This window comes from Halovalidus salilacus (assembly GCF_031852275.1).
GTDB classification, from domain to species: Archaea; Halobacteriota; Halobacteria; order Halobacteriales; family Natrialbaceae; genus Halovalidus; species Halovalidus salilacus.
The window spans coordinates 3,042,642-3,061,819 of the sequence record NZ_CP134700.1 but is presented as its reverse complement, the minus strand read 5'-3'; the positions used below and the strand labels follow the sequence as shown (position 1 = coordinate 3,061,819).

At 56.9% G+C, this 19,178-nt stretch carries 18 protein-coding genes and 3 pseudogenes; 12 read left to right on the top strand and 9 right to left on the bottom strand.

Going from position 1 to position 19,178, the window contains the following annotated elements; all coding sequences use genetic code 11:
* Positions 1–240: 240 nt before the first annotated feature.
* The 6 genes from RJT68_RS15095 (at position 241) to RJT68_RS15075 (ending at position 5,904) form a co-directional block, all read left to right on the top strand.
* Positions 241–1,254, top strand: a complete 1,014-nt coding sequence (locus tag RJT68_RS15095; RefSeq protein WP_407037372.1) for a hypothetical protein — start codon at positions 241–243, stop codon at positions 1,252–1,254.
* Positions 1,254–1,922 carry a hypothetical protein gene (locus tag RJT68_RS15090; protein WP_407037371.1) on the top strand — a complete coding sequence of 223 codons (669 nt, stop codon included), beginning with the start codon at positions 1,254–1,256 and terminating at the stop codon, positions 1,920–1,922. The genes RJT68_RS15095 and RJT68_RS15090 overlap by 1 nt, the downstream gene beginning before the upstream one ends.
* A 267-nt stretch (positions 1,923–2,189) precedes the next feature.
* Complete coding sequence (locus tag RJT68_RS15085) at positions 2,190–3,101, top strand: HNH endonuclease (protein WP_407037370.1); 912 nt, start codon at positions 2,190–2,192, stop codon at positions 3,099–3,101.
* Between the two features lie 373 nt (positions 3,102–3,474).
* Positions 3,475–3,615 (top strand): DUF7511 domain-containing protein, encoded by a 141-nt coding sequence (locus RJT68_RS21130; RefSeq protein WP_455196261.1) that lies wholly within the window; start codon positions 3,475–3,477, stop codon positions 3,613–3,615.
* A 452-nt stretch (positions 3,616–4,067) separates the two neighbouring features.
* A complete protein-coding gene (locus tag RJT68_RS15080) occupies positions 4,068–5,018 on the top strand; it encodes an ArsR family transcriptional regulator (RefSeq protein WP_407037369.1) in 951 nt (316 codons plus the stop codon).
* Between the two features lies 1 nt (position 5,019).
* On the top strand, positions 5,020–5,904 hold the full coding sequence (locus tag RJT68_RS15075) for a hypothetical protein (protein ID WP_407037368.1): 885 nt from the start codon (positions 5,020–5,022) through the stop codon (positions 5,902–5,904).
* 77 nt (positions 5,905–5,981) lie between these two features.
* On the opposite strand, the gene RJT68_RS15070 is transcribed toward RJT68_RS15075, so the two are convergent.
* Positions 5,982–6,383 (bottom strand): hypothetical protein, encoded by a 402-nt coding sequence (locus RJT68_RS15070; protein WP_407037367.1) that lies wholly within the window; start codon positions 6,381–6,383, stop codon positions 5,982–5,984.
* A 669-nt stretch (positions 6,384–7,052) separates the two neighbouring features.
* Here RJT68_RS15070 and RJT68_RS15065 point away from each other — a divergent pair.
* The 3 genes from RJT68_RS15065 to RJT68_RS15055 all read left to right on the top strand — a co-directional run bounded on the left by RJT68_RS15065 (position 7,053) and on the right by RJT68_RS15055 (position 9,718).
* Positions 7,053–8,063, top strand: a complete 1,011-nt coding sequence (locus tag RJT68_RS15065; RefSeq protein ID WP_407037366.1) for a hypothetical protein — start codon at positions 7,053–7,055, stop codon at positions 8,061–8,063.
* Positions 8,017–8,883, top strand: coding sequence for a transposase (locus RJT68_RS15060; protein ID WP_407037365.1), 867 nt, complete (start codon positions 8,017–8,019; stop codon positions 8,881–8,883). Before RJT68_RS15065 ends, RJT68_RS15060 begins: the two co-directional genes overlap by 47 nt.
* A 103-nt stretch (positions 8,884–8,986) precedes the next feature.
* Positions 8,987–9,718, top strand: a complete 732-nt coding sequence (locus RJT68_RS15055; protein ID WP_407037364.1) for a hypothetical protein — start codon at positions 8,987–8,989, stop codon at positions 9,716–9,718.
* Positions 9,719–9,795: 77 nt separating this feature from the next.
* Here RJT68_RS15055 and RJT68_RS15050 read toward each other — a convergent pair whose 3' ends face one another.
* A complete protein-coding gene (locus RJT68_RS15050; protein ID WP_407037363.1) occupies positions 9,796–10,224 on the bottom strand; it encodes a hypothetical protein in 429 nt (142 codons plus the stop codon).
* 141 nt (positions 10,225–10,365) lie between these two features.
* Here RJT68_RS15050 and RJT68_RS15045 point away from each other — a divergent pair, with 141 nt between their 5' ends.
* A complete protein-coding gene (locus RJT68_RS15045) occupies positions 10,366–11,526 on the top strand; it encodes a tyrosine-type recombinase/integrase (RefSeq protein ID WP_407037362.1) in 1,161 nt (386 codons plus the stop codon).
* 530 nt (positions 11,527–12,056) lie between these two features.
* On the opposite strand, the gene RJT68_RS15040 is transcribed toward RJT68_RS15045, so the two are convergent.
* The 6 genes and pseudogenes from RJT68_RS15040 to RJT68_RS15015 form a co-directional block, all read right to left on the bottom strand.
* Positions 12,057–12,359 (bottom strand): HalOD1 output domain-containing protein, encoded by a 303-nt coding sequence (locus RJT68_RS15040; protein WP_407037361.1) that lies wholly within the window; start codon positions 12,357–12,359, stop codon positions 12,057–12,059.
* 471 nt (positions 12,360–12,830) lie between these two features.
* Positions 12,831–13,097 (bottom strand): annotated as a pseudogene (locus tag RJT68_RS15035) (VirB4 family type IV secretion system protein); the annotation flags it as partial.
* A 136-nt stretch (positions 13,098–13,233) separates the two neighbouring features.
* The gene (locus tag RJT68_RS15030; protein WP_407040387.1) at positions 13,234–13,590 is read right to left on the bottom strand and encodes a hypothetical protein; all 357 of its coding nucleotides are present in this window, start codon (positions 13,588–13,590) and stop codon (positions 13,234–13,236) included.
* Between the two features lie 109 nt (positions 13,591–13,699).
* Positions 13,700–14,017: pseudogene (locus RJT68_RS15025) on the bottom strand (hypothetical protein); the annotation flags it as partial.
* Between the two features lie 31 nt (positions 14,018–14,048).
* Entirely contained in the window at positions 14,049–14,561 is a 513-nt protein-coding gene (locus tag RJT68_RS15020; RefSeq protein ID WP_407037360.1) for a hypothetical protein, read from the bottom strand.
* The gene (locus tag RJT68_RS15015; RefSeq protein WP_407037359.1) at positions 14,562–14,864 is read right to left on the bottom strand and encodes a hypothetical protein; all 303 of its coding nucleotides are present in this window, start codon (positions 14,862–14,864) and stop codon (positions 14,562–14,564) included.
* A gap of 326 nt (positions 14,865–15,190) precedes the next feature.
* Between RJT68_RS15015 and RJT68_RS15010 the strand changes: the two are divergent.
* Positions 15,191–15,740, top strand: a pseudogene (locus RJT68_RS15010) (permease); the annotation flags it as partial.
* 28 nt (positions 15,741–15,768) lie between these two features.
* Here RJT68_RS15010 and RJT68_RS15005 read toward each other — a convergent pair.
* Positions 15,769–16,122 carry a DUF7344 domain-containing protein gene (locus tag RJT68_RS15005; protein WP_407037358.1) on the bottom strand — a complete coding sequence of 118 codons (354 nt, stop codon included), beginning with the start codon at positions 16,120–16,122 and terminating at the stop codon, positions 15,769–15,771.
* 1,382 nt (positions 16,123–17,504) lie between these two features.
* On the opposite strand from RJT68_RS15005, the gene RJT68_RS15000 reads away from it, so the two are divergent.
* Positions 17,505–18,887 (top strand): ATP-binding protein, encoded by a 1,383-nt coding sequence (locus RJT68_RS15000; RefSeq protein WP_407037357.1) that lies wholly within the window; start codon positions 17,505–17,507, stop codon positions 18,885–18,887.
* Positions 18,888–19,178 lie beyond the last annotated feature (291 nt).

Sequence of the window (19,178 nt, the reverse complement as noted above, 5' to 3'; positions counted from 1 at the left end):
CTGGGGCACTGGAAACGGGGTGTGTGTCGGGCGTGGTGGACTGCGGTTCGGGGTTGCGGGGCAGGTTCGTGTGAGTGGCGCGGGTCGAGATGCGGGTAGAGTGCGGTGTGAGTGGCTGTGCGGGCCGGGGCACTGGAAACGGGGTGTGTTTCGGTCTCGGTCAGCCCTGGTTGTTCCGGCGAGGTCTAGGTGTTCATGGCCGCTCGTTGAGTTCTGGACGCGGAGCGCGAGGTGGGTGGCGTGACGCGGGTGCAGCAAGTCTTGTTCCGCTTGGAGGCGGATTACGCTGGGCATCCGTATTACGTGCCGGGGAACGCGTTGTACCGGGCGATCGCGTCGCGTGTTGACGCGGCGACGCGGCGAGCGCTTCACGTGAGTCACGGCGTGTTTTTCCCTGGTGAGTACGGGGAGGCGCCGGCGTGGCATTCGTGGTCTGGGTCGCTGGGGAAGGTCGGGTCCTCGTTACCGCCGGTCGAGCGGTACGATGATTTGTTCTTGTTCCGTGATGCGGCGCAGCGGTGGTTGAAGTCGTCGCGGCCGCGGGATGCGCATAACGCGCACCCGGTTCAAGAGTACGGTGGGCGGGTAGCGTTCGGGTCGAAGCTGTGGTTCGGTCGGCCGCCGGAGATGCGGACGTCGAAACGGTCGGTACAGTGGTACGTGCAGTGTTACTTGCACGCTGAGCCGGGTTCGCGTGATGTGATCCCGGTTTCTGAGGAGGCGTTGGATGGTGTGCAGGTTGGTGGGGCGCGGAATTACGGGTTCGGCGTGTTGTCGGTGGTGGATTCGCAAGTGATTGATCTGGACGAGGTACGGTACGATCGCGTCGAGAAGGCGGACGACCACGTTATCGAGCTCGTGTCGCCGTTCGTGCTGCGGAGTGAGTTCCCCGAGGCGGACGCGCAGTCGGTCCCGTGGTGGTGGGACGTGGACGCGTCGACGCTGAATGGGGTGACCAGTAGGAGTCGTGTCGATGCAGGTGGTGACGGGTTGCGTCGGCGTGCGGAGCGGTTAGTGGTTGATGGTGAGGTGTACGGGTTGGAGACGGTTGACCATGGACAAATCGTCGGGTACGCTGGTAATGACCCGGTTGGGACGGCGCGGAACGGCGTGTTACGGGTCGGGTCGCATTCGCGGTTCGGGTTCGGTGAACTGCGGATCAGGCCGGCGAGTGATGATCGCGTGTCGGGCCGCGAGGTGTCGCGGGGGTCGACGGGGGAGCGTGGTGGTGTGCGGGCTCGGGGTGGTGAGTGATGGGGTTGGAGTTAGTGGCGCTTGATTTGGAAACGACGGGGTTCGCGGTGGATGATGAGGTAACGGTTGTCGGGTTCGCGTTGCCGCTCGGGTGTCGAGTGTTTGCTCGCGTGCCGCCGTGCGGGTCGCGTGTCGGTGACGTGGAGGCGGCGGTGCGGGAGCAGGCGGGGACGCACGTGATCGTGTCGCTGCACGCGTCTGAGGCGGAGTTGTTGGAGGCGGTCGGGGTGTTCGCAGCGGAGCGGTTACACGGAGAGGACGTGCTGTTGGTTGCGTTTAACGGTGAGCGGTGGCGCGGTGGGTTTGACTTACCGTTCCTTCGGACGCGGTTAGCGGTGTTGGACGTTGCGTGGCCGTTCCGCGAGTTACCGTACGCGGATTTACTCCCAGTGGTGGATCGGCGGTTCAACACGACGGTTGACGGGGAGGACCGGTCGGATCTCGTCGGGGTGTACTCGACGTTGACTGACGGGGCGTTGAACGCGTTGGACCCGTTCGATGAGAGCGTGAAAGCTGTTGCGGCGTGGGAAGCCGGGCGGGTCGTTGACGTCGTGCTGCATAACGTCGCGGATATTCGCCGGACGCGCGCGCTCGGCGTGTTGACGGAACGGTACTGTAGTAAGTCAGATTACGATTTGAAATCGCTCACTCCGACGATCCATGATTGACTCGGCGAGTTCGTTTTCAGGTCGGTGGGTGCGCGGTCCACGACTTGGTCGGGAACGCGTGTTTGAGCGTCGCGTCGGTCGTGACCGCGGTGGGGTGCGGCGTGCGAACGGAGGCGCGGTTTATGAAGTGATACTCCAGGGAGATCGGCGTCGTACCGGTGATCGATCAGGGCTTACCGATTCGAGATTCAAGATGAAACGAGGTACGTGGACGCGAGTTGTATCGTGGTTGAACATCGAGCGTCGTGACGTCGAGGTGGTGTCGTCGTGACGCAGTGGTCGCGCGGGTACGAGACGGTGGATCCAGTGACGCGCGCGTCGATGCTGTACGAGTGTGGGGATCAGTGTCAAATGTGCGGGGACGAGGGGCCGCCGGAAGGCGCGGCGAACCTGCACGTGCATCACTTGCGTCGTGACGTGGACGATGACGAGGAGCACGACCCGTCGAACTTGTCGGTGGCGTGCCGATTGTGCCACAGCTGGATTCATCACCGGCCGGCGCCGAGTGACGCGCCGGTGCCGTTGCTGCGAGCGGACCTGGACGTGTTGTTGCCGCACGACTTCCTGCTCTTACAAGTGCTCGACGAGATCGGGCCAGCGTCGTTCAGCGAGATTTTCACGCGAGTCAAGGTACTGCTCTCTGAATCGGCAGTTCGCGAGCGTCTCTGGGTGTTAATGGGGCTTGACAGGCTCGTTGAGGAGCGCGACGAGCAACTCGTTGACCAAGACGCTGTGACGCGGGCCTGGGGGTTCCCGGCGCAGATCAAGACGTCGGCGCGCGGGCACGTCCCGAGTGATCCGGCGTTACTGTTGCAACGCGCGGAAGACGAGTTAGTGCGTCGCGCGTTAGCTCGCGGGTCCGACCGGGCGCCCGTGAGCGACGCGTTTGGGATCACGCGACGCGCGACGTTCTACAAGGAATACCGCGCGTACGCGTACGCGTTCCCGCTCGACTCGTTCAGTCGCGGCGGGCGACCTGCTGCGGATCAAGGCGATCGCGGTGAAGACGAGGCGAGCGGTGTGAACGGCGATGAGAGCGTTGTGGAGCGGCAGCGGGAACCGTCGCAGTCGAGTGTGCCGGAGGAATTACGCCCGGTCGAAACGTGGGGAGACCCGGAGGACGCCGAGAGCACGGCAGCGAGTGACTCGACACTAGATGAGTTGTTGACCGAGCGGTGAGCGGCTAGCCCGGTGCTCAAGGTATTCAGTAGGGGAACCAGGTAAGGCAGCGACGTGAGTCGCTGAACGATCCGTTGCGCTCCGCGCGGATTCGTTTCGCGTTGCCCACCGAACTGCCTCAGTACTGTCAGAGGTGGCGTGCTGAGGAAAGAGGAGGAGTTCAGCACAGTGTCTTCGTTTGTTTCACTCCGTAATTGGTGAACCATCCGTTCGCTACACGGCATATCGACCGGTTGAGAGAACTATTATTGTTACTTTTGAGATATATAATTGACCAATGTGTGATTTTTATCTTCTGAAGGCGTCCACACGCGTAGCATGGATCGTATGCCTGAAAAAGCCTTTTTAAGGGAGGTTTTGCAGCTAAGCTGACCTGAGACACGTCTTAGTCGAGAACTCAGGAGAAGCTGACGAGTGCATATTTTTCCCAGAGGATGCAGCAGATAACGAACTACAAACGAAGTGGATCCTCGCTAAGGAAGGCTCGTATACTCATCCAAGAGATGCTCAGTAGTTGGCCTGTACTATGGATTGGATAGCGTGAACGAGAACGTTGCACCTTCGCCAGGTTCTGAATCCACGAGGTGTGGTGCGTCAAAGCGAACGCGTACGCCGGCGGGGAAATGTGGGTGCACACGCCGTTCTGTGATGCAGTAGTTGTCAACGACGTGTGCAAGCACTTCGGATTTCGAATCCGGCGGTTCAGTGTTGTCTATCCCGGCGATGACGGGTTCGATTGTTTCAATGACCACGGGCCGTGCATTGAGATTAACCTTTGCTACACGAACCGGGCCCGTGGACCGCTGCCGTTGGAATTCGACATCGTTGATGACGTGACGTACCACGATGTGGAGTGGCTTGTGGACCAACACCGGCTGTTCGAGCAGGGCGATCGAACGCCCAAATCGGACTGTAAACCAGTTTGTCGGAACTCTTTTAGCTGTTCGGACAATATAGTTTACTAAGATGCTTTCGAACGCTGCTCTCGAAATTCTTGATGTACTGTGTTCTCAGCGGGAAGCAACCGTGAAGGACCTGGCAGCAGAAACCGGGCACAGCCAGAAGCAAGTCTACCGCGTGCTTGACGAATTCCTCAAAGCCGGGTTGGTAGATGAGTCTCGACGTCATCGTAATCAGCGAGTCGTACGTCCAACTGATGGTCCAGTGGTTGAAGCGTACCGTCACCTCAACTCGAAACTCGGCCACGTGGACTGGCCAGTCCTCCTCTCACCAGCAACGATCCGCGTCTGCTGGTACCTCGATGAACCCCGCCGCGTTACGGTAATCGCTGACCGGTTAGGGATCACGCGACAAGCCGTTCACAAAGCCTTGTCACCACTCAAGAACCGAGCGATGTTAGCGCCCTCCGGGCCAGACTACGCCCTTGCTGATGATCTCCAGCCGTTGCGTGACTTCGCGCAGGAAGTCGTGACGCACGAGCACCGAACACGCGTTCGAAAGCTCGCGCCAAGTGCGACCATTGAATGGTGTGACCCGAAACGCGCGCTCATCCAGGTGCAAACCCGAGAAGACACAGACACACTCCAACGCGCTTCCGAGTGGGACATGACCGGGTTAGCAGCGTTCCATGAGTACGACCTGCAATTCTTCCTTGCGGGCGAACCGGCATTCTGGTACGCGCCAGACGACCGGCTGAGCCCGGCGGATATCGTTTGCCACACACTCGCTCTGGAGGCGGGCTCACGGCGAGTGAGTTACGCGATGCTGCTCATCGAACAGGAGCAGATCTCCCAAGCCGAGCTACGTGAGACCGCAGCGTGGTACGGGATCGAGCCGCTAATTGAACGGGTCTACCAACTGATTGAGGGTGACTTCGCCACGACTGACGAGGTAGGCATCACTGTCCCGAGCGCTCGGGAATACGCCGCGTTGAAAGAACAGTACGGGGTCGCCTGATATGGTCGTGTTTAGTGGCGGTGAAGCGATCAAGGAGTTTCTCGCAGAGTTTGACGAGTGGCTGTCAGAGCCAGTTGACGTGTACTTGTTGGGCGGGTCAGCGATGACGATCCACGGACTGAAAGACCAAACCGAAGATATCGATCTCGCGCTTGCCGTCACCACCGAATTCGAACACGCCCACCACGCGCTGCAACAACACGGGTTCGATGTGATCGGCGAGCCAACCGAATCGTTCGACAGCGTGGGGAAAACAGTCGAGCTCCGTCACCCGAATCGGGGTTTCCTCGTTGACCTGTTTGAACGGCAAGTCGTCGGAAAGGTGTGGATCACAGACCGGATGCATGACCGATCAGACGGGTTCTGGACCGGTTCGCACGTGACGGCGTACGTGCTCGCTGACGAGGACATGTTCCTGTTGAAAGCTGTCTCCGGTGGTGACTTAGGAAGTGGGAGACGACGGGACATCGAGGACATGCGGATCTACGCGCAACGCGGCCTGACGTACGACACAATCATCGAAGAGATTGAGGAACAGCGCCCGTTCAACACGGGTTCGACTGAGGCACGGCAGATCCGCGATCGGTCGCACCCGTTGTTCGCCATCGAAACCGCGGTTCAGTCACTCTCTGGCCTACCAACACCGTTCACGACGCATATCAGTACGTTCGCAACCGAATTCGAAGTTGAGTACTTCATTCTGGGAGCGATTGAGGACGGCCTGCACGATGCAGGGGCGATTCAAGACGCTGTTCTCTCGAACGTACGGACTCTTTCAGATGATAACCAGCAAGCCGTTTCAGAGGCTATTGACCGACTCATCGAGAAGCAAATCCTTGAACGAAACAGCAACAGTGACTCACTCCGTCTGAAGTTCGCGGAGTAGACGGTAGAAATTGCGGAGTGTGGTGCCCGGATTGACTTTCTTGGCGCGTGCTTTTCACGGATGGCGCGTCACAACACCTATTGCGTCGTTCGGAGTCTGTCAGTGACGGGTTCGTAGACCTCACCTTTTGTCTTCAACTGTTGAATCTCCTCCGTGATCTTCGAAGACTTGGCATTGAACTCCTGAGTGCCTCTTTCGACAACTCGCTCTTCTGGCGCGCCCTCGGTGTTTCTTGCCTCAATGGTAGTGATTAGGTCTTTCAACCGGTCTCCGAACATCTTCTCACTAAGACGCTCACTAACGCCGGTTTCAACGACATCCGCATCAAATTCCCTGGTTTCAGGGTCCACTCCAATATCCTGCAGGGTTCCACGAACGATTTCGATTACTCGCTCGGCGTCCTCTGTATCGATTGTATCTGATAGGCGGATGCGAGCGCTCGCTTCTGCAAAACGAATTAGCGATTCTAAAGTCAACACGCGAATACTCTTGCATCACGGTTACGATAGACGGTTTCCTTGTGACGGCCCTCAGCCCGATGATAATCTCAAGGTTACGGGCAGCGCTACTGCCGGGCTGATCGAACCGTATTCGTAGGTCATCTTTCAGTATCAACGATATCGAGTCGAACAGTAATCGTGTCAGCGTGGGCGTTCTGCACGATGAAAGCAATGCGGCTATTCATCGTATTCCCGAGCAGGGTCGTACAACCAGCGAAAGTCGGCAGCGACCAAGCATTCGAGGGGAAAGAATTGGTTGAGAAGGCAGTATCACCGGTCTATCGGCTTAGTTTTCTGGAAACCTAGTGGTATTTTGATTCGGGAGTGACAAGGCTGCTTCCTACGGAATTCGTCGCGTTTGAGGTGATATCGAGGAGTTCCTGGTTCGGTGAGTGACGTGGATTCACACGTGAATCAAAACGTTTGCGTGCCGATTAGCAGAGGTGGGTGAATCGGCGTTCTATCCCTGTAATTCGTGCGTTTCTCCGGGAATCGCTACCAGATTGGTTCGGTGATGCTTCTTCGAGACACATAACTGTTTGTGTGGGGTTCGAGTGGTAGTCTTGAATCTACCGTGGTTTTTGCAAAGAAAAGTAGAATGAAGGGGCGGGTAAGGATTTATGCCTGTCCAACCGATATTTTAGGATAATGTCAAATCGAGCAGGGTCGAGAATAACAGTGGAGCACTCGGACTCGCTCAGTACGAGTTTGAGTCGATACGACGGTGATGGAGAGTACAGCGTTGATATCACGCATCGTCTGGATGTGGAGAATAGCGAGTACGGGGTAGTTGGGCGACGCGGAGAGGACATCTCGATTGAACATCCGGTGGAAGACGAAGCCGAATTATCGCGTCGCGCGCACCTCACCGTTCAATTCGCTCAAGCAAATCAGGAGCGACGACAGGAAAGTGGTGGTCCCGGTGCGACGACGGGGCGCGAGTCGTGTGAAGTCGTGTTCAATGAGTCGGTGCTGGAACTTGCCGAACCGTCGCTCGAAGCAAAAGGAGTGACTGTTGAGTCATTCCCGGTTGCTGAGCAGCACGTGAAAGCGATGCTGCTGTACGACGCGTGGAAAATGCGGTCCTGGCAAGCACTCACCGATCATATCGACGACAGGGACGGGCTCGCCGCGAGCCTCGGCTACGAATCCGTTCCCGATCAATCGACGTTCTGGCGCGTCAGCAAGTCGCTCGAAGAGGCTGGGATGCGAGGCGTGATTGAGTCGGCGGCGACGCAGGCAGTCGATGCGATTGTCTGCGTCGGGCTCGCTGTACCTGAAAGTGCGACAGAGACATGGACTCGATATCGATCCGGTGATCGACGAGCGAACGGTCGCGTCAGCGACTCACAGAGCGGAAATGATTGGGTGGGTGGAGCGAGTATTCGAAGAAGTGCTGGAACCGATTTCGTTCGGCAGGGATGGAGGAGAGTTCCATTCTGTGGAGCGAATCATCGCGGCGATCGCGCAGGGCGCATTGATGAACGGGCCGAACTCCGCACGACCGACAGCTGCGTGGTACTACGACGAGCGAGAAATCCCGACTGCGAGTCAGATCAGTCGCTTGATCAAGGAGTTGACTTTAGACGAGATTCGTCGGATGTTCACGGAGGTGAATCGACGGTTCATCCGGTTCGCGTCAACTCTGGGGTTCTTTGACCGTGCGTACGACTACGCGCTCGATCCGACGTGGATCACGTGGGGCGGAGACGGTGGCCCTGGCAATGAAGAGATGATGCTCATCGAGAACCCGGAAGAGTGCGACACCGGGAAAGGGTGGTGCTTCACGGCGCTCGCCGTGATGGATCTCGACGCGCGGTTCGCGCTCGGCGTTGACTTAGCGCCGGATAAGAGTCAACGGACGGGTCAATTCAGGCGGATGCTTCGTGTCGCTGCCCGTGAAGGCGGTGTCGGTCGCGTCCACATCGATCGGGAGTTCTTCGATGGCGATGCGGTCCGACTGTGCCGCGCCGTTGCGAAACGAAACTGGGTGATTCAAGCGAAAATCCCGAAGAAAGGTGCAGTAGCCTCGGTGATCAACGAAACGCCGATTGGTGAATCGGAGTTCTATAAAGGCGTACCGTTCTCCGATGTGACTCCGAATCCGAACGTGTACGTTCACTCGGTCCCGGAGTGGCTTCGGGAGCAAAACGGTGGGCACCCCCACATGGCATTTCTCACCGATCTCACTCCCGAAGACGTGGACCTGAGCGACATCTACGAGACGTATCTGAAGCGATGGAGCATCGAAACGTTCTTCCGACAACTCAAACACGAGTTCGCGTCGCAAACGGAAAGCGCGTCACCAACGCTCCGTTTGTTCCTGTTGAACGTCGCGACGCTCTTCTACAACATGCACGCGCTGATGAATCGGGCGGTCGGCCCGGAGTACGGCCTTCGTCTCGACGTACCGTACTATGACGTGTTGATCAGCGTCGTCGAAGCGACGTTCACTCGGACCGGGGCGACCGAACGATGACGATCGAACTCGAACGACCAGGGGAATCAGGGGTTCCACAGTCATCGCCGGATCGACCGAGCGTGAACGATCGCGGTAGCGTCAGAGTAACACGGGGAGCGCAATGAGAGGCAAACTCCGCACGGAAACCCTCACGAGCGTTATCGACCCGGCGAGAGCGTTTGAGGATGAAGTGCACGTTGAGATTACAAACGACTCGCTCCAGATTCACGGGACGGATACATCGCTTGTAGGGTGGGTCGATGTATCACTGGCGACGGATGCATTCGAAGCGTTTCGAGGATCACTGGACGGCGTCGCACTCAATCTGAAACGGATCTCCAGGCTCATACGGCACTTAGATGCCGATGCAACGCCCTCCGTCACCATCGATCCTGATGCTCAACGCGTCTCGGTTAGTTCAGCGGGCCTGTCGTATACGGACTCGCTTGTACTCCCTGAGTCTGTTCCGGAGGTGTGGGACGATCAACCGTCGGATTGGTCGGTCGAAGTGGTGGTACAGGGTGATGCGTTGAATCCTGCGGTGGAATTAGCCGACGACATCACATCGCACATGACGTTCGGCTTCCATCACGATGCGCAAGTCAGTTACGTGTCTGCCGCCGGTGACACTGACTCGCTACAATTGGAATTTGGAACGGGACAAGTGATGTCTCCACCGACTGAAGAAGTCATCGTCGAATACCCACTCGATAAGCTCGTCAACATCCAATCCGCAATCCCGGACGATTCGATGGTGTCACTCGCATTCGGAAACGACTCGACGCTACGCATCCATTACGAGTTCGCTGACGGGGCAGGAGAAACAGTGTTTCGACTCCTCCCAGTAGTGTGAATAGCTGGAGCACCCTTCTCAGGAGATGGAACGGAATTGTGATCGAATGTAGTGAGGATTCTGCACCAACCACCGATTCACCGGCGAATGAACGTGCTGGCTCCGCCGGCGACGTTGGCGTGAACGAGGCGGGGTTCGCTGTGCGTTTCTTCGCCTCGGCCTCGATTGAGGTTGGAACGATGCAGGTCGATTTCAGCCGGGTCTAGCGTTTCTGAGTGAGTGTCAGTCGCGGCGTGGTGGTCGAGAATCGCTTTACAAATCACGAGGTGTTCGTCGGGTAATTCGTCCTGGTTAAGGGAGAACAGGAGTTCGGTCCCGGTCGTTGGTTCTCGCTGAATGAGCGAGAGGTCTTGGGCTTCGGTCAATCGCCGGTCGATCGTGCGAGGTGAGACGGCGATCAGTTCGAGCAGGTCTTGACGGGTTTGCCTCTCGGGAAGTAACGCCGTGCAAATCTCGTACCCGCCTTCGCGGTCGAGGAACGCTTTGAGCGCGTCTGAAGATCTCATAGCAAACCTGAATAAGGGTAGATACGGATAAACCCTCGGCTCGAACCACCGGTCGATGACGCGACCGTATTTAACATTTTGCGTATGACGACATGTTGTCCATCCTGAGCGAGCTTTTGTACGTAGACCAACCCGTGAGGTATGGAAGATCGTACAGTCGCCGGAGATGACTTCTCTGCGAAGCGCGTCCTCCAGAACACGTACCAAGAGGTGTTTGGACAACGACGAACCGTCGAGTTTTTCGGCGAGATGGACAGGTTCCTTCAATGGATGGTGACGCGCGGCATCGAACCGACGAAGCGTAACCCGACCGGGTATGACCGAAGCACTGCCGAGAACAATTTGCAACGCCTCGGGAAGGCTTTCCCGCTGCTGTGGCAGCAGAACGGGAGCTACACGCTTCAAATCCCGAACGCACTCACAGACTGGTACATCGAACAGCTCGAAGACGACGAAATCACGAAAGATTCCGGAAAGCCGTACGCTGAGTCAACGAAGCGGAAACACGCGTGCGCCCTGTTCGCGTACAAGCGCTGGCTGGCAGATCAACGCGGCGGCGAACCGTGGCGGCCGCACACGCTTTTCGACGGTGAAACGCCAGACAGACCGATGGCTGACCCGGTTACGCTCGAAGAGCGGAAACTTCTTCGAGAGCAGGTCCTGGAGTACAAGACCGTGAAGCAGTACAAGAACTGCACGCCCGAAGAACGCGACCGGATTCGCGGCGAACTCGCACAACGGCTCGGGAAACCGAAATCCGAAGTGACGAAAGCCGACTGGGAAACCGTGAACACGTGTTGGAAGTTCCCGAGCCTCATCTACGTCTCTCTCGATACTGCGCTCCGCCCGATCGAAGTCGAGACGGCGAAAGTCAACTGGGTCAACCTGTCCGAAGAGCGGCTTGAAATCCCGAAGGAAGACGCAGTGAAGAACGATTCGCACTGGAAGAACCCGATCACGTCGCGAACCGCCGACGCGCTTGAACGTTGGTTCCGACAGCGAGACGCGGACCCAGCGTACGACGATACGGACCACATTTGGTTGACCCGTGAAGGTAATCCGTACACGTCCGGGCCGCTCGGTCGGAATCTGCGAACCCTGATGGAGGAGGCTGGAATCGATATCAGCGGTCGGGATATTTCGTGGTACTCGCTGCGTCACTCGCTAGGAACGTACTACGCGACGATCTCCAATAATCTCGAAGAAGTCAGACAACAACTCCGGCACAAGCGTATTGAATCGACGCTCCGATACGTTCACCCGCCGGATGAGGACGTCCAAGCAAACCTCGATAAACTCTAACGCTCTCGCAGTCGCCTCTTCTATTCTTTCTCGCTTGATCAGTTGAAGCATTCGCCATCATTTTCGGCTGGAATACACGGATTTCCCCGTTAGTTCTGGTACTCCCATCCGGCCAGTAAGTGATGGTCGTGGCTGTGAGCGTTGCCGATCGATGCTGAGTGAATCCTGGCAATCGGAATTGCCTCGTGGGCAATTAACCGGGTTTTTATAAGGATTGATTTCGATTTAGGAGGTGAGCGGGTCGAAATCGGAGGTTTCGGTGGTTTGCAAGAGAAGGAATCGCCGCGAGAATCCTTTCAATTCGGTTGGACTCTCGATCCATTGACGTCGGAGAGTGCGAGCGAGGCATCTCAATACCACCAGCATCAGTACTCAATTCCGACCATGAGGTGGACCTCGTCGCACGGGTGGAGCGGTGTATCAAGCGCGGTCACCGCTGGCGCGAAGACGGCTGATTTTTCCTATTGCACCACTGAGTACGTTCTCGCGACGGTGGTCAAACCAGAGCAACCCTTCCCCGAGAAACCTGACTAAACGTTGGCCGAACAGACTTCGACGCTTCCCTCGCCGCGGACAACGACAGAGTATCCTGCATACTCGAACTCCACACGAGAGACAGTTCCAGACTCAGACGTAAATAGTGTGTTCAGCGCTTCCAGATCGATCGCGTTGTAGAGCGGCGGCAGATCAACGGGATCAACTTCTTCTGCCTCGGCAACGGCAGACACGACCGCGTACAGGGGTGTGTTTTCGGAATCAGGCGCCCATTCGGCGGTAGCGGACGTAGTCAGAGTCGTTGAACAGTCGTCTGTATTGATCTGTGTGTTCCTCATTCGCACGGACTGTGATCCCACATCCTAATATAAAAGGATTCCCAAAATTTGATGGATTTCACATGATCTTTTACGCCTGTCGCGCAAATGCCACTAATATTCTTACAGAGTTAAAAGTAGTGAGTATTGATGTCCCGGTTATACTGGATTTCAACGCGACCTCAGGTACGTCATCCCAGGCGATCTCGCTCGTGCGTAGTATCTGCCCTGGGCAGTTAAAGGCAGAACCCCAACGTCGCTGGCAGCGCCGTCTGCGACGCTGCCCCCGTCATCGATCTCTCGGTGGTGACGTCGGATCGAATTGGTTCCGGCACGAAAACGGTACGCGCTGAATCCCGGCGTGACGATGGACGACCTTGATCACGATACTCGAGCGTTTAACCTAGACGCACCTGATAGCGGCGATTCGAAAACGGGGATCTCGGAGACACCTGGTTCTACCTTCGGCCAACCGTCTCGACCGTGTACTACCATGATGAGACTCGTGCTCCCACCGAGACTCTCCTCTTGCTGGGCGAGGTCGAGATAGATCACCTTTTCGTCGCGGATATCAAACTCGGTCTCTCGGCCCAAATTCTCGTACCGGCCGTCTTCCGCAAATGGGCGAAGCTGATCGATGAGCCACGTCGCGTCTTCGCCAATCTTCGTCACTTCCTCGTCCGTCCGGACGACGTACTCCGTCGGCGTCTCGACCATCTCCTCGAGGATATCGAGGACGTTCCGCATCGTCGGGCTCTCGAATACACGTCACACGAGGTGAGCAGGTACTAAAGCGGGTCTGGGACGTCGGTATCGATAGCCGCGTCCGCACGAGGCACGGCGAGACTGACGAGTGCGCTGATGTCGGCAACGACTGTTCGCAGCCGATGGCCACTCATCGATCGTCGTCGACCGTCGTGATATCGCCATCGTAAACGTCAACATCGTCGGGGGCGGCGAGATCGAGTGGCTCGTCTTCGAGGTCCGCTTTGAGGAGACGGAGCCGCTGAGCGGTCTTGGCGCCGACCAACTGCTTGACCGTCTCGAACTCGAGTTGACCGTCGTAGTACTTCGTCGCGACCAGCTCCTGGAACGTCTCACTGTCGGCCGTGTCCTCGATGTACTCGCGAATAGCCTCGACAAGCAGGTTCGTCCGATCCTTGTCGACGAGCTCCGCGATCGCGTCCAGCCGGTCGACGAGATACTCTGGCGACTGGAAGCGAACCCGTCGCGGATCGTCGCTTACACTCATTCCATGTGCAAGTCTTGCACATAGTCCCATGACGGTTTCAGGGATTACACAGAGCTTGCCCATCAACATTCTGGCGACGGGAATCAATCTCGCTGGACTCAGTCGTGCGCTGTGCGTTGAGTTCTTCGAGGAACTGGCTGGCTGCCATCCCGATACGAATGCCATCTACGTTGCGCATCTCGAGGTCGTGCGTGGCAGTCCGAAAGGGGTAGTAGTCGACGAGGACGCGATGGATAACGGTTCGGACGGGGTCGGTCCCGTATCTGTCGACGACAGTAGTCATCATCTCGTCGAGATGCGCGTCCCAGTGCTCCGTCCAGGGATGCTGTGCGCGTTCGAGGATGAGTTCGACTATATCGTCAACTGATGCGTGCTCGGGATTCTCGGTTCGTTCACGAACGTCGGAGAGAGCGTCGTTATCGGGCATTTCTGTTCATTTCGAGGTATCCTTCTTGGTGTCAGGGTTCCTTGAGCAATGAGCGAGCTCGCTGCACGTAACTGTTCGCGCCCCAGCTACGGGCGTCGCTGATCTCATCGAGGAGCAGCCGCGCATCGGCAGCTGATAGGTGTTCAGTTCGAACGAGAACCGAGAGCAGTGTCGGTGTTGTGACGAGTCGGGTATCTGCGAGTGAGGCATGGATCAAGCCAAGTTGGTTGAACTCGTCACAGAGGAAGAGTGCAGCATCGAGATCGTTCGCGAGCGTGACTGCCGCGTTTTCACCGTCGTCGAGCGGAAACTCGGCATCGAGGTCGACCGACTGTGTCTCGAATGACTCCGCTTGGTCGAGTACGGCGGATGCGGCGTGTCCATGGACGTCATCGTACGAGGCAATCTCTTGGAGTTCATCGATGACTGCCGTTGGGACGACGACCTCGTACCGGGATAGACAGAGTGCGAGTGGATCGGGGTCATCGTCAGTAACGATCCCGAGACTCACGAAGGCGGAGGCGTCTGCGATAAGCCGCGACATCTATGCGTCGGCGACCTCGTCGATGAAGTCCTCGTCCAACTGCTGTTTCACCACTCGGAGGTTTGCCGCCTCCTCGGCTCCGACGAGCGCTTTGAGCTGCTCGAAGGTGATCTCATCGTCGTAATAGGCGGCGGCGATCTCCTGGGTGAGTGCGTCGTCGTGAGCGGCGTCTTGGAGGTACTCCCGAAGCGCGGTCACGAGGACGTCTGTTCGGTCTTCCCCGAGGACTGCGGCCAGTGCGTCGGCGCGGTCGATGAGCCGATTGGGGGCCCGAAACTGCACGCGCTTCTTATCGGTGCTCATGATGTGTATATTGTGAGCCAACGCACTTAGCCGTTTTCGTGTGTACGATGTGAGCCTAATTCGGCCGAGCGTCACTTGTCCACGAGATGCTCCTCGAGGTCACGCGTCAGCACGTCGTGATGGTCGGTTGACCACGAGGCGTCGTCACTGGGCAATAAAGCAGTCGTCGATAGCTAAGGTGGCGCTGAGAACCCTTTGACTCACTCGTCTTCGAGCGCGGCGTAGATCTCTGCGTGGCGGCGTCCGTCAACCTCCCCCATATCGAGGGCGACCTCGCGACGTTCGGCGTCGCTCTCGGCCGCCTGATACCGCTCATAGAGCTGGCGGACCTCGTCATCGAGATCGGCGCGGTCATCGTGCTCCTGCTCGGGTGGCAGTTCCTGGTTGCCGACGTCGTTGGCGGGTTCATGCTCATCGGCCTGATGGCGCTCGGCTTCGTCTACGTCGTCCCCGATAGTGTCGTCGAGCGGGCCCGCGATAACGTCCTCGAGGAGGGCGAGCCGACGGCACAGGACCCCGTCGGTGGGATGGAGGTGAACCCCGAGGAGACCGACTACACCACCGAGGTCGATGGTCAGACCTACTACTTCTGCTCGCGGTCGTGCATGGAGAGCTTCGACCCGGAGGAGGCGAACACGACGATTCGCGAGCAGGCGACCTCGCTCTCGGGGTGGGGAGGCGCTGGCCGACAAGCAGTGGAAGGAGTGGGGGATGGTCTGGGACGAGATCGCGATCGGATCCGTCTTCGCCGGTCTCATCGCGGGCTTCATCCCCCGCAGCGTGTGGACATCGGTCTTCTCGGGACCGGTCCTCGGGATACATGGGTCGAAAATTTCCACGTTCCGACCACAGACCCTTTCAGCCACCGCTGGAATGAAAAGCGATTGAGAAGATACCTATTTAGCTACGTATCGGCGTGACCAGCAAGTTCCAAATACGGCGCAACTACACACCGTTCGACCGCTAACTCCACAGATTCCGCATCTGCATCGTAGTGGATAAGGCCGGTATCATTTAACTGAGGAAGATGGCAATGTGCCAAGTCAGTGAGCACCCGCTCGTACCACTCGTATGATGGTTGTTCTTCTTTGATCGCGATATACTCGGCTAAATCCCCGAGTGAGATCGCCACTGGTTTCTGTGCAAGATACGCCACGGTGAGCTGGCGGCGTTCGTGTGCGAACGCTGTGAACAGCTGTGTAGGGGTGATTTCGCGGTGCTTGTCCTCTTGCTGATTCGGGTCTTTGGTTTTCGGCATCATGGCCAACTGGTGTACTGTACCTACACGACGCGCTGCCCAACTCGTCTCGTCTGCCGACTTCAGCAAAGTACGTCTTTCCCAGCTATGTGGTAAGCCCTGATAAGCATTATTGTGCGGAAAAAGGACTAGAAATCAAATATTCAGTGTTCCTGCTCGGTTAGTACCCGCCTGAAGACGGTACTGTTTTCTGCTTACTCTTCCAGAAACGTCGGTTCAAACATGCGCTCCTCTGGTGGTACCTTCTCGATTTTTACTCGCCAGTTCGGGGCATCGGAGACAGGCCCACGTATCTTCCACGTACCTTCTATCGCCGCACCACTTCCGAACGCAGTGATGATCAATTCTTCGAGTCCTCGTTCGAACGCAGTCGTCGCGTCAGGAGAGGGAGTTGGGGGATCAGTAGATTCCATGATGGTGGAGGATTCAGCACACGGAACCAGTGCCGGAATCTCACACATTACAGGACAGGCACAATCATAACCGTGTCGTCCAGAACAGGCATGCTCGCCAGGTCACCAATCGTAGGATTCCAGCAGCCAACCACCCTCAACCCGGGTTTCCAACCCGGTCGGTGAGTTTCTTCCGTTCAGTTCCCTCCCACCGCTGCCGTAAGAGATCGACCACCGTCCAGTTCACTGGTAGCCACCGCACCATCGGCTGGTCGGACCGAATCGAGGCCGACGTGAACGAACTGTCCACGAGCGTAGAGTTAACGACTAAACCGCTGTGATCCAATACGGAACCCGCGATTCTCACTCAACGCTTCATCTCATTACCTAGGAAGCCAAACCTCACGAGAGGAAACACGGTCGGGTTCGTATCCCTAGACCATTCTACACTGAGTACCGCGGTACCCGACTCGAGCAAACGCTGTGAGGGTGCTCGCCAACCTCTCCGAACAGTATCCCGCAAGCATTGTTCCGGCCTCGAGAAGATCGCTACGTTGGTCGATGACGATGACGGCAAAGGGCAATAGAATACGACCTGCGTGCTCGCTCGAGTCGCAGAGCATTCTCCGAGCGATGTCGAACAAGCAACTGACGTTTTGATTGGTTCGCTCGACACTGACAGCGAACATCTACGGTTCAGTGCGCGTGGTGCGCTTGGCTATGTGAGTTCGAGACCCCTGTCGAACCACTCGAGGAGCGAAGAGACAGGGACGACAGTATGGTAGTACAGAAGGCTGTAGGATGGGCGCTTGGCCGGTGGGGTCAGTAGAGTAGGTCCCCGGTCGTTCCTCAACACCGTATGTCTAGAATAAGCCATAATAATCGCGTGTCCTTTGAAAACTGAGAATGTGGAAATAGCCAATTCCTGATTAGCCTATTCCAAAATAGGCTATTCGAAAGTATTATTTTTCACTGGGTCAGAGTATCACTATGGACCACTTCGTAGACCGGGAGGACGAACTCTCTCGCCTACGTGAGTGTTACGAGTCCGATGATGCCGAATTGATCGTCATCTTCGGACGGCGACGCCTCGGGAAAACCCAGCTCGTTCAGCACTCGCTCTCAGACCGGGATGACGCTGTCGTTTATCAGGCCACAGAAACCACCTCTCAAATACAACTCGACGAGTTCGTTGATGTTGCGTCTGAAACCTTCCCTGGCATCACACGCATAAAACAGGACTGGGAAGCATTACTCGGATACATCGGTGACCAAGACGGAGTCGTAGTTCTCGACGAATTCCCTTACCTTATTGACGCCGACGAGAGCCTTCCATCGGTCCTTCAGCGATTGTGGGACCAGCACTTCCAGTACACCTCGGGAACACTCATTCTGGTTGGTTCGTCGATTAGTATGATGGAAGAAGCGACTCTTCTGGGGAACAGTCCTCTATATGGGCGGTTCACTGAAAAAATCGACCTTCGCCCCCTCGACTTTGCTGCTGCACAAGAGTTCGTTCCTGACAGCTACTCTCCTGAGGAGCAGATCTTCACGTGGGGTGTCTTCGGCGGTGTTCCATATTATCTCGACGGCATCGATTTCGACCAGCACCTCGGGACAGTCCTTACCAAAGAAGTACTTTCTCAGAAGGGATATCTCCACAACGAACCGGAGTATGTGCTCCGGACCGAACTTACGAATCCGAACCGGTACTTCGCGATCCTCACCGCAATTTCGGCGGGGAAGACGACGTCAAACGAAATCGCCCAAGCAGTGGGTATCGATGGTAAACAGATCTCGACGTATGCTCAGAAGTTAGAACGGCTGCGGCTTGTTGAACGAGAAGTCCCGATCACTGAAGAGAAAGCAAAGTCACGTCGCGGACGCTATCGGCTTTTGGATCCTCTGTTCCGGTTCTGGTTCCGCTTCGTCTACGGGAAAGAGGATCGGTACGAACGCTTAGGTGAAGATGCGTACGAGGCGATCATCGAACCAGAACTTCCGAACTTCGTTAGCCCGGAGTTTGAGAAAATTTGTCAGGATTCCCTCCCGGCCCTCTACCCAGAGGAAACGTTTCTCGACATCGGCCGCTGGTGGTACAAAGAGCATGAAGTCGATGTCGTCGGATTTACCACAGACGGGACGATGGTCGTGGGGGAATGCAAGTTCACCAGTGCGCCGCTCGACTATGGAGCTCTCGCCTCGCTCGAAGACCACGCTACTGAAATTCGCTGGACCCCGAATACTGGTGATAAAGAGATAAAATACGCATTATTCACACGAAGTGGTGCGACAAAGGCCATTCAGGAGGCCGTGTCCGAGCGCGATGACGTACAATTGTTCGAGTTAAGTGATGTCGTGGAGCACGCCTAGGAACGGCCCTTCTCGACAAGATGGAGAGTGACTTATTAGTCAGCAGATAGTTGCTGCTCGAGCGTATCCGCGGTTTCACGTCGGGTGGATTACCCATTGTTGAGCGACCAGTACTGTGCAGGACAGTCGTTTGATGCCGTGATCCGGACGCATTGTGGATGGCAAGTGAGGAAGAACACTTGTTTCGTCGTGGTTAACTCGTCGATGACATCGAATACGCGACTCATGTGGTTTGAATCGAGGTTTGTAGTTGCGTCATCCAGAACGACGGAAAGCGACACATCGAAACGA